This window comes from Streptomyces sp. PsTaAH-137, assembly GCF_003259365.1.
Lineage (GTDB): Bacteria > Actinomycetota > Actinomycetes > Streptomycetales > Streptomycetaceae > Streptomyces.
The window spans coordinates 277,881-291,788 of sequence record NZ_QLLY01000001.1 but is presented as its reverse complement, the minus strand read 5'-3'; the positions used below and the strand labels follow the sequence as shown (position 1 = coordinate 291,788).

The 13,908-nt window shown below is 71.2% G+C and carries 12 protein-coding genes and 1 pseudogene; 8 read left to right on the top strand and 5 right to left on the bottom strand.

Features of this window, described 5'->3' with window-relative positions:
- Positions 1–10: 10 nt before the first annotated feature.
- The gene (locus tag K377_RS01135; protein WP_111661151.1) at positions 11–802 is read right to left on the bottom strand and encodes a VOC family protein; all 792 of its coding nucleotides are present in this window, start codon (positions 800–802) and stop codon (positions 11–13) included.
- 254 nt (positions 803–1,056) lie between these two features.
- On the opposite strand from K377_RS01135, the gene K377_RS01130 reads away from it, so the two are divergent.
- Positions 1,057–2,277: a glycoside hydrolase family 64 protein gene (locus tag K377_RS01130; RefSeq protein WP_111661150.1), complete on the top strand. Its 1,221-nt coding sequence runs from the start codon at positions 1,057–1,059 to the stop codon at positions 2,275–2,277.
- A gap of 6 nt (positions 2,278–2,283) precedes the next feature.
- Here K377_RS01130 and K377_RS01125 read toward each other — a convergent pair whose 3' ends face one another.
- On the bottom strand, positions 2,284–3,870 hold the full coding sequence (locus K377_RS01125) for a GMC family oxidoreductase (protein WP_111661149.1): 1,587 nt from the start codon (positions 3,868–3,870) through the stop codon (positions 2,284–2,286).
- A gap of 261 nt (positions 3,871–4,131) precedes the next feature.
- On the opposite strand from K377_RS01125, the gene K377_RS01120 reads away from it, so the two are divergent.
- On the top strand, positions 4,132–4,755 hold the full coding sequence (locus K377_RS01120) for a hypothetical protein (protein WP_146614674.1): 624 nt from the start codon (positions 4,132–4,134) through the stop codon (positions 4,753–4,755).
- A 30-nt stretch (positions 4,756–4,785) separates the two neighbouring features.
- On the top strand, positions 4,786–5,103 hold the full coding sequence (locus K377_RS01115; protein ID WP_111661147.1) for a hypothetical protein: 318 nt from the start codon (positions 4,786–4,788) through the stop codon (positions 5,101–5,103).
- 130 nt (positions 5,104–5,233) lie between these two features.
- Here the strand turns inward: K377_RS01115 and K377_RS01110 are convergent, their stop codons facing one another.
- On the bottom strand, positions 5,234–5,485 hold the full coding sequence (locus K377_RS01110) for a hypothetical protein (RefSeq protein ID WP_111661146.1): 252 nt from the start codon (positions 5,483–5,485) through the stop codon (positions 5,234–5,236).
- A 279-nt stretch (positions 5,486–5,764) separates the two neighbouring features.
- Here K377_RS01110 and K377_RS01105 point away from each other — a divergent pair, with 279 nt between their 5' ends.
- A complete protein-coding gene (locus K377_RS01105; protein ID WP_111661145.1) occupies positions 5,765–6,076 on the top strand; it encodes a hypothetical protein in 312 nt (103 codons plus the stop codon).
- A 107-nt stretch (positions 6,077–6,183) separates the two neighbouring features.
- Here K377_RS01105 and K377_RS01100 read toward each other — a convergent pair whose 3' ends face one another.
- On the bottom strand, positions 6,184–7,629 hold the full coding sequence (locus K377_RS01100; RefSeq protein WP_111661144.1) for a cytosine permease: 1,446 nt from the start codon (positions 7,627–7,629) through the stop codon (positions 6,184–6,186).
- Between the two features lie 80 nt (positions 7,630–7,709).
- Here K377_RS01100 and K377_RS42800 point away from each other — a divergent pair.
- The 3 genes and pseudogenes from K377_RS42800 to K377_RS01090 all read left to right on the top strand — a co-directional run.
- Positions 7,710–7,850 (top strand): annotated as a pseudogene (locus K377_RS42800) (TetR family transcriptional regulator); the annotation flags it as partial.
- 36 nt (positions 7,851–7,886) lie between these two features.
- A complete protein-coding gene (locus K377_RS01095) occupies positions 7,887–8,342 on the top strand; it encodes a TetR family transcriptional regulator C-terminal domain-containing protein (RefSeq protein ID WP_375605900.1) in 456 nt (151 codons plus the stop codon).
- A gap of 210 nt (positions 8,343–8,552) precedes the next feature.
- On the top strand, positions 8,553–10,178 hold the full coding sequence (locus K377_RS01090) for an amidohydrolase (protein ID WP_111661142.1): 1,626 nt from the start codon (positions 8,553–8,555) through the stop codon (positions 10,176–10,178).
- Positions 10,179–10,187: 9 nt separating this feature from the next.
- Here the strand turns inward: K377_RS01090 and K377_RS01085 are convergent, their stop codons facing one another.
- Entirely contained in the window at positions 10,188–11,135 is a 948-nt protein-coding gene (locus K377_RS01085) for a multicopper oxidase domain-containing protein (protein ID WP_111661597.1), read from the bottom strand.
- A 257-nt stretch (positions 11,136–11,392) separates the two neighbouring features.
- On the opposite strand from K377_RS01085, the gene K377_RS01080 reads away from it, so the two are divergent.
- Positions 11,393–13,906, top strand: a complete 2,514-nt coding sequence (locus tag K377_RS01080) for a ThuA domain-containing protein (protein ID WP_237551861.1) — start codon at positions 11,393–11,395, stop codon at positions 13,904–13,906.
- Positions 13,907–13,908: the final 2 nt, after the last annotated feature.

The following is a 13,908-nucleotide window of genomic DNA, read 5'->3' as shown; positions in this document are numbered from 1 at the left end:
CCGCCCGCCCTCATGTCTGATTCGGGTCACCCCTCAGCACGGCGAATCCGGCGCCGTACGGATCGGCCAGCTTGGCGATCCGGCCCACCCCGGGCACGTCGACCGGAGCGGAGCGGACGGTGCCGCCCAGCCGCTGCGTGGTGGCGGCCGTCGCGTCCACGTCCGGGACGTGGATGTACGGCGTCCAGTGCCCGCCGGCCCCGGCCTCCGCGGGGTCGGAGTCCAGCGGGACGATACCGCCGAACATGGCGTTCTCGTCCGTACCCGCCGGGTTGACCGTCGTGTACGAGCCGCCCGGGAACTCCACGTCGAACGTGCCCCAGCCGAAGACCGTGCCGTAGAACGCCTTGGCGGCGGCCGGGTCGGGGACGTACAGCTCCACCCAGTTCAGCCCGCCGTCCTCCGTCACGTGCTCCAGGCCCTTGTGGACGCCGGGCTGCCAGATGCCGAAGGCCGCGCCGCCGGGGTCGGCGAGCATCGCCATGCGGCCCAGATCGCCGACGTCCATCGGCTGGAAGAGGACGGTGCCGCCGGCCTGCTCGGCCGCCTTGACCGTGGCGTCGGCGTCACCGGTCCGGAAATAGACGCTCCAGGCCGGGCCACCCTGCTCGGGGGTGACGGTCATCCCGCCCGCCACCGCCTTGTCGCCGAGCCGGAAGGTGCCGTACCCGCCGTACTCGGGGCCCGCCGACGCGAACTGCCAGCCGAAGAGTCCGCCGTAGAACGACACCGCTCCGTCCAGGTCCGGGGTGCCGAGATCCAGCCAGACCGGACCGCCGTCCACGAAGTTTGTAGTGATCATGGTCGTGCCCTCCTCGTCGAGGGATTTTCCGTTTTCTGCTCCGGACTGCCGAGTCTTCCACCGCCCACTGACAATCGCCGTCCCACCGGGCCTGACCAGGCAAGGTACGGACCAATCGTTTGTATACCGTCCACCTTCAATAAATGAACGAGATCATTTACTGGGAGCGCTCCCTGCCATAAGTCTTGACGCGTCTGATCGCTCTCGCCACAGTGGGGCTCCCCCACACCCCCCACATGTCGGGAGTACCGATCGTGATATCGCGCAGACTGTTCCTCGCCGGCGCCGCAGCGACCGTCGGAACGGCGGCCGCATCACTGACCGTGCCGGCCTGGACCGCGGGCGCCGCCCCCGCGACCTGTGAACTGGCCCTGGAGAACAAGTCGTTGAGCGGTACCGTCAACGCCTATGTCACCGGGCACGAGCAGTCGACGGGCAACTGGGTGCTGCTCAAGGCCGACGGCAGCGTCTATCACCCCGCGTCACCGAGCGCCCCGCAGACCCCGCTGCCCGTCGACTGCGCCATCCCGCTGGGCGCGGCGGGTTCCGCGCCGAAGGTGGTGACGCTGCCTCAGATGTACGGCGCCCGCGTCTACTTCGTCCGGGACGACACGCTCGACTTCTTCCTCAACCCGGGGCCGTCGCTGGTCGAGCCGGCCTTCGCCACCGAGGCCGACCCGAACTACGACAAGACCTGGTCGTTCTGCGAATTCACCTTCAACTCGGACCAGTTGTACGCGAACATCAGCTACGTCGACCTGGTCACCGCGCTGCCCATCGGGCTGACGCTGGAGGGCGACGCCACCCACACCGTGGCCCCGCTGCCGGACGGCGCCGTCGACAAGATCGCCGCGGATCTCGCGGCGCAGGCCGCGAAGGACGGGCAGCCCTGGGACAAGCTGATCATCAAGGGCGGCGACGGGAAGGTGCTGCGCGCGATCTCCCCGCAGAACCTGATGGCGCCGTTCTTCGGGCAGCCCGACCAGATGCCGTTCCGCGACTACTTCGACGCCTACGCCGACCAGGTGTGGGCCAAGTACGCCGCCACCGACCTGAGCATCGATCTGCAGGGCGGGCGCGGTGTGTTCACCGGCCGGGTCAGCGGCGACACGCTCACCTTCAACGGCGGGCACACCTTCTCCAAGCCGTCCGCGAAGGACATCTTCACCTGCAACTACGGTCCGTTCGCCAACAACCCCGGCGACTCCGACGACAAGAAGGGCCTGCTGGCCCGGCTCGCCGCCGGATTCAACCGCAGCATCATGCTCACGCACCCCACGCAGCCGAACGGCGCGGGGTCGTCGGACTACTACCAGGACGCGACGACGAACCACTGGTCGCGGATCGTGCACGCAAACTCGCCGATCGGCTACGCGTTCCCGTACGACGACGTGCGACCTGACGGCGAGCCTGATGTGTCGGGCGCGGCGAACGACGGCAATCCGCGCCGGTTCACGGTGAGCGTCGGCTCGTAGACCGCCTCAGGTGCGGGCGTCCTCGCGGATCAGCTCCACCGCCTTCTCCGCGAGGGCGACCGTGGGTGCGTGCGTGTGGCCGCGGGTGATGTGCGGCATGACGGAGGCATCGACGACGCGCAGCGCCTCGGTGCCGCGCACCCGCAGCCGGGGGTCGGTGACCGCGCCCTCGTCCGTGCCCATGCGACAGGTGCCGACCGGGTGGTACAGGGTCTCGGCACCGGCCCGGACCGCCCGGGCGAGGGCCTCGTCGTCGACGACGCCGGGGTAGCCGCCCAGGGCCGAGGTGTGCAGCGGGCTCAGCGCGGGGTCGGCGAGCAGTTCCTCGGCGCGGCGTACGCCCGCGACCAGGGCCCGCAGGTCCTCGTCGGCGGCGAGGTAGCCCGGGTCGATGGCGGGCCCGCGGCCCACGCCGGTCGGGGTGATCCGGCCCTGGCTCTGCGGCTGGAGCAGGATCACGCCGATGGTGAGGCCGTGTTCGGTGGGCGGGGTGAGTCCGTGGTTCACGAAGGGCACCGGGGCGAACAGCAACTCGACGTCGGGTGCGGCCAGTTCGGGCCGGGACGGGACGAAGGCGATGGCCTCGCCGACGTTCGAGGTGAGCGGGCCGCGGCCGCCGAGCAGGAAGCGTGCGAGGTTGGCCGGGGTGTCGGCACCGGTGAGCGAGACCGGGCGCGGGCAGCGGACGGTGACCGCGTAGGCGAGGTGGTCCTGGAGGTGGCGGCCGACGCCGGGTGCGGCGACGAAGGTGTCGATGCCCGCCGCGGCCAGCGTCTCGGGGTCGCCGATCCCGGCCTGCTGGAGCAGGTGCGGTGAGCCGATGGCGCCGGCGCTGAGGATGACCTCGCGGGTGGCGCGCAGGGTGCCCGCGGAGACGCCCTCCGCGACGACCCCGGCGGCGCGGGTGCCGTCGAAGTCGAGCCGGGTGACGCGGGCGCCGGTGTAGATGTCGAGGTTGGGGCGGCGGGCTGCGGGCTTGAGGTAGCCGTCGGCGGCGCTCCAGCGGCGGCCGCGGTACTGGTTGACCGGGGTCATGCCGAAGCCCGCGTGGTCCGGCTCGTTCAACTCCCCCAGTTCGCGCAGCCCTTGGGCGCGGCAGGCGGCCAGGAACGCGGCCGTGGTGGGGTTCGGGGAGCGCTGCGGCGAGATGTGCAGCGGGCCCTCGGTGCCGTACACGGACCGCGCGGGGCGCTCCCCGCCCCAGCGTTCGGCGCGCCGGAAGTACGGCTCGAAGGCGTCGTACGCCCACTCCTCCCCCGCCGCCTCGCCCCACGCGTCGTAGTCGGCGCGGTGGCCGCGCACCCACATCATCCCGTTGATGGAGGAGGAGCCTCCGAGGGTGTGGCCGCGCGGCCAGTACAGCTCGCGGTCGTCCAGGGCGGCCTGCTTGGTGGTGGCGAAGTCCCAGTCGTACGGCGTCTTGAACAGCTTCGGGAACGCGGCCGGTATCCGGATCTCCGTCTTGCGGTCGCGGGGCCCCGATTCGACGAGGGCGACCCGGACGGAGGGGTCCTCGCTGAGCCGCCCCGCGAGCACACACCCGGCCGAACCGGCCCCGACGATGACGTAGTCGTACGTACGGTCCTTGCTCAACTCGGCTCCCTCGATACGGGGTTGCCCGCCGCGGACGGATGTCGCGCACAGGTGTTACCGCTGGTTTACACCTCGGCGGGGCCGGCCGTACACCACTGGAGGCGGCTTCCCGGAGCAGCGCGGCCGTTCGGGACAGAGGCCGCCGGTTCACCCGTCCGGGTCTGCCGGGTTCGTTACGAACACTGCGATAAGTGGCATACCTGGCAGGATCTGTTCGCTGTCGCTTGGGATGTGGTGTTGATGCGCTCGTCGAGGATTCTGTTGGGCTCGGCAACGCTGGTGTTGCTGGGGTCGGTCGCCACCGGCGCCGCGGCCGCCGTGGCGAAGCCCGCTCCGCCGCCTCCGGCCGCGTCGTTCGTCTCCACACGCACCGCGGTCGTGGTCACGGAGTTGGGCGCTCAGGAGATCACGGTGGGGACGGCGTCGACGCTCACCGTCACGGGCCGCCTGGTGGAAGGGGAGACCCTCACCTACCCGCTGGCCGGGCTGGCGCTGGCCGTCGAGGTCACCGGTGACGGGGATGAGATGCGCCGGTGCAACACGGTCACGAGCGATCAGGGCCGCTTCTCCTGCACGTTCCACACCGGTGCGCACCGGATGAGCAGCGCCGCCGTGCGCTTCGCGGGCAACGCCCTGTTCGCCCCCGCCGAGGCGACCACCAGCATCGCCGACCGCCCGACGACGTCCCCGTCGCCTGTCGCGTCGGCCACACCGACGGCGGACCCGGCGCCCAGCACGGGCCCCAGCACACCGGCCACACCCACCACACCCGCCGCGGCCTCGCCGACCTCGCCGACCTCGCCGACGCAGTCTCAGCAGCCGGCCCCGGCCGCAACGCCTCCCGCCTCGCTCCCGGCCGGCGCGTCCGGCGCGTCCATGCCGTGATCCGGCCCGGCCAGGGGGCAGGGTCGGAGCATGCACATCACTTTCCGCGCCCTGCGACGTAAGCGGCTGCTCCTGCTACCCACCGTGCTCGCCCTGCCCTGCCTGATGGCCGCACCGGCGGTCGCCGCCGCGCACGCCCAACCCGCTGCGGTCCCCGCCTCGTCGGCGCCGTCGGGCCCGGACGGCCCCTGGTACCGCGGGACGACGCTCGACTTCGACGGAGGGCGGATCGCGTACACCCGCACGGCCTCCGGCTTCGACGCGACCGGTGCGTACTTCCACCGGGAAGTGCTGCACCTCGGCGGGGACGGCGGACCGCGCTACGAGGAGATCGCCTCGCACTCCTGACTCCGCTCGCGCCGCACGGTGCTCGATCCGCGCCGCAGGTGACACGGCTGTGCCCCGCAGCCCGAAGAACGGCTGCGGGGCACGAGCGTCAGCTGACGGGCTCAGGTCCCGTCGGCTGGGATGGACCGCGTCAGGAGTGCGAGCCCGTGGTGTTGCCGGTGGCACCCGAGGGGCCGGCCTGCTTCGTCGTGGTCTTGAAGTAAGCCTTGCCGTCAGGGGTGAAGCCGCTGACGGTGCTCGAGGTCATGCCGCCGCTGGAGTTCGCAGAGTTCTGCGACTTGTTGTAGGCGGGGCCGTCGTCCGCGGAGGCCATACCCGCGGCGCCGATGACCAGGGGGGTGACGAGAGCACCGACAGCGACGTACTTGGCAATGCTGCGCATCTGATGCGGTCCTTTCAGGGTTTGCCGGCCTGGATCTCCACGATGCGATGCACCGGGGATGGCGAAGACGGCCACGTTCCGCCTCGACACACACTGCACGCGCTCCTCACCGTACGCATCCCGAAGGCTCACGCAGCGTGACGCTCCCAGCCCACGGCCCCGTTGAGAGCCCGCGATCGCGGAGGCCACGGACAACCGGCACGCTGAAGGGACACCCGCTCCGCGTCCGGACCGGGTGGTTCCTCGCACCCTCGTGCACCCACTGCCCCAGGAGACGCCGTGCTCGTCCGTATCCCGCTCATCGTGATCGCCGCCGCCCTCGCCGCCGGACCCGTGGTGACAGCCCACGCCGACGACGGCGTCCCGTCCGTCACGCAGTACTGCCGGATCACCAGCCTGACGGCGGACGGTGGGCCTCAAGAGACCGTCACCTCCGTGCCCCGCCCGCTGAGCGCCGACGAGTGCCGGGCCCAGGGCGGCACCGTCACCGACACCGCGCCGCTCGCCGACTGGGACACCGGCCTCGGCACCGGGGTCGACGCATCGGACGTCGACGGCCTCCCCCCGACCGGCTTCACGATGACGCCGTGACACCACGGACCTGATGGCCGCCGGTGCCGCCTCTCGCTCCTTCCGGCGCACAACTGCGCTTCTGTACGGTGTCGTTGACGCCGGGACGGCCGGGCCCGTACCCCGGGTCAGCCGCGGGCGGTCCCGGCCAGCGAGCGGCGCATCGTCAGCCAGTAGCACGCGCAGGACACCACCATGCCGACGGGCAGCGCGAGGTCCACGCCGTCGAGGGCGGCGGCGACGGGCCCGGTGTAGACGGTGCTCACGCAGAGCGCGGCGGCGCCCGCGCCGGCGAGCAGGGAGAACGCGCCGGCCCAGTTGACGCCGCCGCGGTACCAGAACGGGCTGCCGGGGCGCTCGTCGCACAGCGCCGGGCCGTCGTAGCGGTTGCGGCGCAGGACGATGTCGGTCGCGAAGACGGCGACGGACGGGCCGAGCAGGACGACGGTCAGTTGCAGGACGTTGTTGACCGTGTCGAGGAAGTTGGAGATCAGCAGGCCGTAGAGGGTGAGCGCGATGGCGACCGTGCCGTCGAAGAGCACGCTGACCTGGCGGCGGATGGTGAGGCCCACGGCCTGGAGGGCGAGGCCCGCGCTGTACGCGGTAAGGGCGTTGACGGCGATGGTGCCGAGGACGAGGGCGAGCAGGAAGAGCGGCGTGAACCAGCCGGGCAGGACCGACTCCAGGGCCGACTGCGGGTCGGTCATGTCGACGGCGGTCGCGGCGAGGACGCCGATGAGACAGGTGAGGAGGCCGGAGACGAAGTTGCCGAGGGCGGTCCAGCCGATGATCGCGCGCTTGGGTGTCGTGCGCGGCAGGTAGCGGGAGAAGTCGGCGCTGGTGGTGTACGAGAGCGGGGCCGAGGCGACCATCGTGGTCCCGGCGAGGACCGCGGCCCACAACCCGGCCCCGGTGAGCGGGTGTTGGGGTACGTAACCGAAGTTCGCGTGTCCCACGACGAAGACGGCGACCACGGCGAAGACGGCCGCGAGCGCGAGCGTGATGGGAAGGTACAGCTTCACGATCGTCGCGTGGCCGTAGACGCTGATGGTCAGCGTGAGCGCGGCGATGACGACGATCACGACGACCTTGACCGGGGTGTTCACCGTGACGCCGGCCCGCGCGACCAGGGAGAAGGCGGCGACGGCCGCGGCGGCCAGGTTGAGCGCGAAGTAGCAGACGGAGATCAGCCAGCCGGTGATCGCGTTGTTCACGCGGTTGCCGATGACGCCGAAGAGCGCGCGGGTGACCACTTCGCTGGGCGCGCCCGCGGCCGGGCCGGGTATCGCGAGCAGGCCGGTGAGGACGGAGAACAGGCTGCCCACGACGAGGACGGCGATCGCCTGCCACAGGGCGAGCCCCATCAGGATCAGCGAGCCGCCGACGACCAGGCTGAGGTAGTTCACGCCCGTCGCGGCCCACACCGCGAACAGTTCACTCGCCCTGCCGCGCCGGTCCGCGTCCGGGATCACGTCGATGCCGTGGGCCTCGATCCGTCCGGCCCGGTTGTCGTCGGGCGGGGCGGTGGCGGCCGTGTCGGTGCCTGGGGACGGGTCGGGAAGTGTGGACGCCATCGAGCCCTCCGAGAGTGCTGAGCGGTACGGACCGACCCGCCTGCTTGCTTATTGGTCGCACACTCAATAACGTGCCGGGCATGTCGTCAAGCGTTGAGCGCAAGCGAATTCGAAAGTCACCGACTGCCAGACGTGCGGAAATCGTTGCGTCAGCCGCTTCGATTGCGCTTTCCGAAGGTCTGGAGGCCATCACGCTGCGCCGCATCGGCGAGGAGCTCGCCGTCCGGCCGGGGCTCGTCAGCCACTACTTCCCGTCGGTGGAGGAGCTGGTCGCGGAGGCGTTCGGCACGGCGGCGACGGCGGAGCTGGACGCGCTCATCCCGGCGGAGCGCCCCGACGGCACCCCGACGGAGCATCTGGCCCGTTTCCTCGCGCGGACGACGGGCGATCCGGCGTGGGACGACATCAGCGCCCTGTGGATCAACGCCCGGCACCTCAGCCGCTACCGCCCGGCGCTGCGCGAACAGGTCGCACGGCAGGAGGCCGACTGGCGGGCCCGCCTCACCGGCCTGATCACGGACGGCGTCGACCGCGGCGAGTTCCGCACCCCCGCCCCGGTGGTCGTCGCCCTCCAGATCCTGGTCGTCCTGGACGGCCTGAGCGCGGACGGCACCCTGACCCCGGACGAGGTCCCCCCGCAGGTGGCCCGCATGGCGATCACCACGGCAGAACGCGAACTGTCCCTGGCGCAGGGAACCTTGGCGCCCCTTTAGGGGCGCGGGGAACGGCGCGAGCAACCACACACAACCCGAACCTGCCGACGCACACCAGCCCACTCAGGGGCGCGGGGAACTGCGCGCCCAGCCCCAAACAGCCCGCACCCGCCAACACCCACCAGCCCACCACAACAGCGGGCGCAGAGGCGCGGAGAACTGCGCACCCAGCCACCACCCACCCGCACCCGAAGCAACCCGCGGAGCCCCATGCACCCCCAACTGGCCTTGCTCAACGCCCACCTCCTGGACCCGGCAACCGGCGGAGCCCTCCCGCACACGGCCCTGTCGATCACCCCCGACGGCCGCATCGGCGCCCTCGGCGACGACCAGGACATCCGCGCCCTCACCGGCCCGGCCACCACCACGCTCGACCTCAAGGGCGCGACCGTCACCCCGGGTCTGGTCGACGGCCACATCCATCCCACGCACGGCGCCGAGCTCACCCACGGCCTCGACCTCTCGGCCTGCACCGACCTGAGCGACGTACGGGAAGCACTGGCCCGGCACAAGAAGACCCTGGCGCCCGGGGCGTGGCTGCACGCGTGGGGCCTGGACCCGAACGTCTTCGGCGACCGGCCGGTCGAGGCCGCCGCCCTGTCCCCGGTGCTCGACGACGTCCCCGCGCTGCTGCTGCTCTTCGACGCCCACTCGATGCTGGCGAGCCCGCGCGCGCTGGAGCTCGCGGGGGTGGACGGCCCGCGCACCTTCGATCAGGCCGCCGAGGTGGTCTGCGACGAGCACGGCCGGCCCACCGGGCTGCTCCTGGAGGACGCGGCCTGCGAACTCGTCGAGCGGGCCGCGCCGCAGCCGACCCGTACCGAGCGGCGCGACCGGCTCGCGGCGGCGCTGCGCGCGATGGCGGCGGCGGGCCTGACCGGCGGGCACGCGATGGACGCGAACGGGGACAGTCTCGACCTGTACCGGGAGCTCGACGAGGCGGGCGAACTGCCGGTGCGGCTGCGGGTCGCGCCCTGGTGCCAGCCGGGCGCCGACGCCGACGCGCTGCGCGGGCTCGTCGAACTCCAGGGCTCAGGCGGCGAGTTGTGGCGGGTCGCCGGGGTGAAGCTGTTCATGGACGGCACCATCGACAACGGCACGGCCTGGCTGGAGCGGCCCGACTGCCACGGCGAGTCGACGCACGCGTTCTGGCCGGACCCGGCCGCGTACACGCAGGTGATCGGGGAGCTGCACCGCGCCGGTGTGCCGACGGCCACGCACGCCATCGGTGACGCGGCGGTCCGGCACGTGCTCGACTCCGTGGCGACGGCGCGGGCCGAGGCTCCGAGCGCCGTACGCCACCGGGTCGAGCACATCGAGACCGTGCCCGACGACACCGTGCGCCGCTTCGCCGAGCTGGACGTCGTGGCCTCCATGCAGCCCACGCACTGCTGCGACTTCACCCGCGCCGACCACACCGACAACTGGTCGCGGCGGCTCGGCGAGGAGCGGGCCGGGCGGGCCTGGCGCTGCCGCGACCTGCTGGACGCCGGGGCGCGGGTCGTGCTCGGCTCGGACTGGCCCATCGCCCCGTACCCGCCGCTCGGCGTCCTGGCGGGCGCCCGGCACCGGCGCCCGAGCCGCGATCTGTCCCTGCCGCCGCACGGCCCGGACCAGGCGCTGACCGGCCTGGAGGCGCTGCGCGCGATGACGGTGAACCCGGCGTACGCCTCCGGCGAGGAGGGGATCGCCGGGTGGCTCGGGGCAGGGGCGCGTGCCGATCTCTCGGTGTTCGGCGGAGATCCCGTCGCCGTCGGCGCCACCGAACTGGCCGATGTCCCGGTGCGGTTGACCGTGGTCGGCGGCCGCGTGACCCACCGGGCCGCCGATCTCTAGGGACACCCCCTACATGTGATGCGGGTCGTCGTACTCCGGTATCGACCCGTCGGCCTTCTTCACCAGGAACAACCCCGCCATCCCCATGTCCGAGTGGCTCTGGACGTGGCAGTGGTACATCCACGCCCCGGCGCCCACCCCCTCCCCCGCCACGATCTGGAACCCGAACGAGTCGGCCGGGCCGCAGATCTTGTTGTCGAGGACCTGGGTGGGGTCGTCGGGGCCGGTGAGCATGCCGGTGCGGTTGTCCGCCCAGCGATGACCGTGCATGTGGAACGTGTGGTAGTACTCGCCGTGCGTGATCATCACGATCTCGACCCGGTCGCCCACCGTGGCCTCGAAGGTGGGGGCTTCGTGGGCGGCCTTGTTGTTGATCGTCATGTCGTTGAAGACGATCGTGAAGGTCTTGCCGGGGTCGGGCAGGATGTCGCCCTTGCGGCGCACGATCACCGGGCCGTAGAGGCCCTTCTTGATGCCGCCGGTGCCGTGGTCGGTACCCACGACGTGGTCGTGGTAGTGCCAGTAGCCCGCCGTCCCCGGGCGCCAGGTGCCGTCCTTGCGGCGGCCCGGCGCGTGGGTGCGCCAGGTGTAGGTGCGGGTGCCGCCGGGCTCGACATGGCTGCGGTTCATCCGCGTGCCGTCGCTGGAGATCTCGTAGTCCATGCCGTGGACGTGCAGACTCGCGTCGACGTCCGTGAGGTTCTCGAACTCGATGTGCAGGGTGTCGCCCTCGTTGAGCTCGATCAGCGGGCCCGGGACCGACGCCTTGCCCTTCTCGAAGCCGTAGCCGAGCTGCCCGTCCGCGAGCTTCTCCGCGTACATCTTGATCCGTCTGACCTCGCCGCCCGCCGGCGCGGTGCGCGGCGGGGTGTCGGCGCCGGCCGCGGGTGGCGCCGAGGCCCCGATGGACAACGATGTCACCCCGGCCGTCGCGGCCACCGCGCCGCCGATGAGCATGCGGCGACTGAGCGCGCGGCGGTCGCTCTCGCTCGCACGGTTCGCCTCTTCGTGTTCCGTCACGGCCAACTCCCCAGCCTCGTACCGGCATTCACGTCACACAGAGCATCGCGCCGATCACCGTAGCCAGGTGATCTTCGTTTATCCACACTCAGGACAAAGTTCGTGCCATTGCGGTCATACCTATTGGCGCGCCACGAAAAGAGGTCTAGCTTTCACGGCGCTGTTGCTGTGCCCGACGAGGGGTGAGTGAACACATGCGGCGTATACCGCCTCAAACACCATGGCCCGTACGAGAGTTCAGAGCGAGCAGGCGCAGACGTGCCCGGATCCTGGCCGGAGGTGTCGCGGCCACGGCGCTCGCGGCCGGGCTGCTCGGCACGCCGAACGCCAGCGCACAACCGGACCCGAGTGGGGCCGTGACAACGATGTCCGTCAAGTCGCCGCCCGGCGGAGCCGCGGTGCGGGTCCTGGTGTTCTACGGGTCCGCGGCGGGCGGCGACGAGTCGCCCGTGGTGAACGCGGGCATCGAGGCGATCGAGAAGATCGGCCGGTCGGGACCGGCCGGGCAGCGCTTCACCGTCACCGCGACCGACGACGCGTCCGTCTTCACGAACGGCACCAAGATGGGCCGCTTCAACTCCGTGGTGTTCCTGACCGGCGGCGGGGACGTCCTCGACCCGGACCAGGAAGCGGGCCTGGAGGCGTACATGGAGGCCGGCGGCGGTTTCGTCGGCGTCCATGACGCGGCGCGCGCCGAGCCGTACTCCGACTGGTTCACGGGGCTCGTGGGCGCCCGGCCCGCCGCCTCGTCGCCGACCGGAGTGCAGCGGGCCACCGTGGAGGTCGGCGACCGCCAGCACCCGGCGACGAAGGATCTGCCGGTGCAGTGGAAGCGGCCCGACCAGTGGCTGAACTGGGTGAAGAACCCGTCCGGCGACGTGCACACCGTGGCCCGGGTGCGCGAGTCGACGTACAAGCCGGGTGACAGCGCCAACGGCGGTGACCACCCGGTGAGTTGGTGCCGTGACTACGACGGCGGGCGGTCCTTCTACACCGGGATGGGCGGGACGGCCGCCAGCTACGACGAGACCGACTTCCGCGACCATCTGCGCGGCGCGCTGCTGTGGACGACGCGGCTCGTGCGCGCCGACTGCAAGGCGACGATCAACGGCAACTACAAGGCCGAGCGGCTGACCCAGGCCAACCAGCCGGGGCAGAACGACCAGATCGGTGAGCCGCACGGCCTGGTGAGCGCGCCCGACGGGCGGATCCTCTACATCGGGCGCGGCGGCGCGGACTCCTCGCAGCCGGTCGTCACGGACTGGAACGACCCGAACGTCGGCAAGGGCAAGGGGCAGATCCACGTCTACGACCCGAAGACCAAGAAGGTCACGCTCGCCGGTGAGCTGACCGTCTTCGGCAACAAGGGCGGCGGCGACGAGCTGGTCAAGGTCGAGGAGGGGCTGCTCGGCATCGAGCTGGACCCGAAATTCGAGCAGAACGGGTGGGTGTACCTGCACTACACCCCGCACTCGCAGCTCGACCGGGACAAGCAGATCGCCGAGCGGCGGGTCTCCCGGTTCACGCTCGACCTCGCCACCGACAAGCTGGACCTGAGCAGCGAGAAGGTGCTGCTCAAGTGGCCGGTGCAGGTGCACAGTTGCTGCCACGCGGGTGGCGGGATGGCCTGGGACTCCAAGGGGAACCTGTACATCGCGACCGGTGACAACAACTCCTCGCAGTTCAGCGACGGTTACTCGGGCAACAACCCGGAGCCGAACTACAAGGGCGTGTCGTTCGCCGACGCGCGCCGCACCGCGGGCAACACCCACAACCTCAACGGCAAGATCCTGCGCATCCACCCGGAGGCCGACGGCACGTACACCCTGCCGGAGGGGAACCTCTTCACCGGCAAGGAGACGGCCGAGGGCGGTGGCAAGACGCGTGGCGAGATCTATGTGATGGGCGTCCGCAACCCGGCGCGCATCTCGGTCGACAAGAAGACCGACACGCTCTACGCGGGCTGGGTCGGTCCGGACGCCGGTGAGCCGTCGCCGACCTGGGGTCCTGCGAAGTACGACACGTTCGCCGTCATCACCAAGGCGTCCAACCGCGGCTGGCCGTACTGCATGGGCAACAAGCAGCCCTACCGCGACCGCAATCTGCCCGACCCGAGCAAGCCGCTGGGCTGGTACGACTGCGACCACCCGAAGAACGAGTCGCCGAACAACGACGGTCTCGTCAATCTGCCGCCGGTCACCGGGAACAACATCTGGTACTCGCCGCAGGGCGGCGCCCCGGACTATCCGCGGGACGCGAACGGCGTCCCGTCCTACAAGAAGGACGAGGCCACCTATCTGCTGCCGTGGCTGAAGGGCGGCGGCCAGGCGGCCATGGACGGGCCGGTGTACCGGTACGACGCGTCGATCCCGAACGCGGACAAGTGGCCGGGCTACTGGGACGGCAAGTGGTTCGTCGGGGACTTCTACGACTCCGACCAGCCGCGCAACGCCGTCGTGATGGACCCGGCCACCCAGGGCGACGGCGGACTACCCGTCCACTCCGAGTCGCTGAAGAAGATCGTCCCGGTCGGGAACGACGGCATCAAGAACCTCATGGACTGGAAGTTCGGCCCCGACGGTGCGCTGTACGTCCTCGACTACGGGCGCGGCTTCTTCACCTCCGACTCCAAGTCGGCGCTGTGGAAGGTCACGTACACCGGTGGCGGACCGACTCCGGCGGCCGATCAGCTGGCCAGGAAGGGCTGACC

Bases quoted from the DNA above. Each gene is read 5' to 3' on its own strand.
- K377_RS01135 (WP_111661151.1), bottom strand. From the start codon at position 802: ATGATCACTACAAACTTCGTGGACGGCGGTCCGGTCTGGCTGGATCTC.
- K377_RS01115 (WP_111661147.1), top strand. From the start codon at position 4,786: ATGCACATCACTTTCCGCGCCCTGCGACGTAAGCGGCTGCTCCTGCTA.
- K377_RS01110 (WP_111661146.1), bottom strand. From the start codon at position 5,485: ATGCGCAGCATTGCCAAGTACGTCGCTGTCGGTGCTCTCGTCACCCCC.
- K377_RS01100 (WP_111661144.1), bottom strand. From the start codon at position 7,629: ATGGCGTCCACACTTCCCGACCCGTCCCCAGGCACCGACACGGCCGCC.
- K377_RS01090 (WP_111661142.1), top strand. From the start codon at position 8,553: ATGCACCCCCAACTGGCCTTGCTCAACGCCCACCTCCTGGACCCGGCA.
- K377_RS01085 (WP_111661597.1), bottom strand. From the start codon at position 11,135: ATGCTCATCGGCGGCGCGGTGGCCGCGACGGCCGGGGTGACATCGTTG.
- K377_RS01080 (WP_237551861.1), top strand. From the start codon at position 11,393: ATGCGGCGTATACCGCCTCAAACACCATGGCCCGTACGAGAGTTCAGA.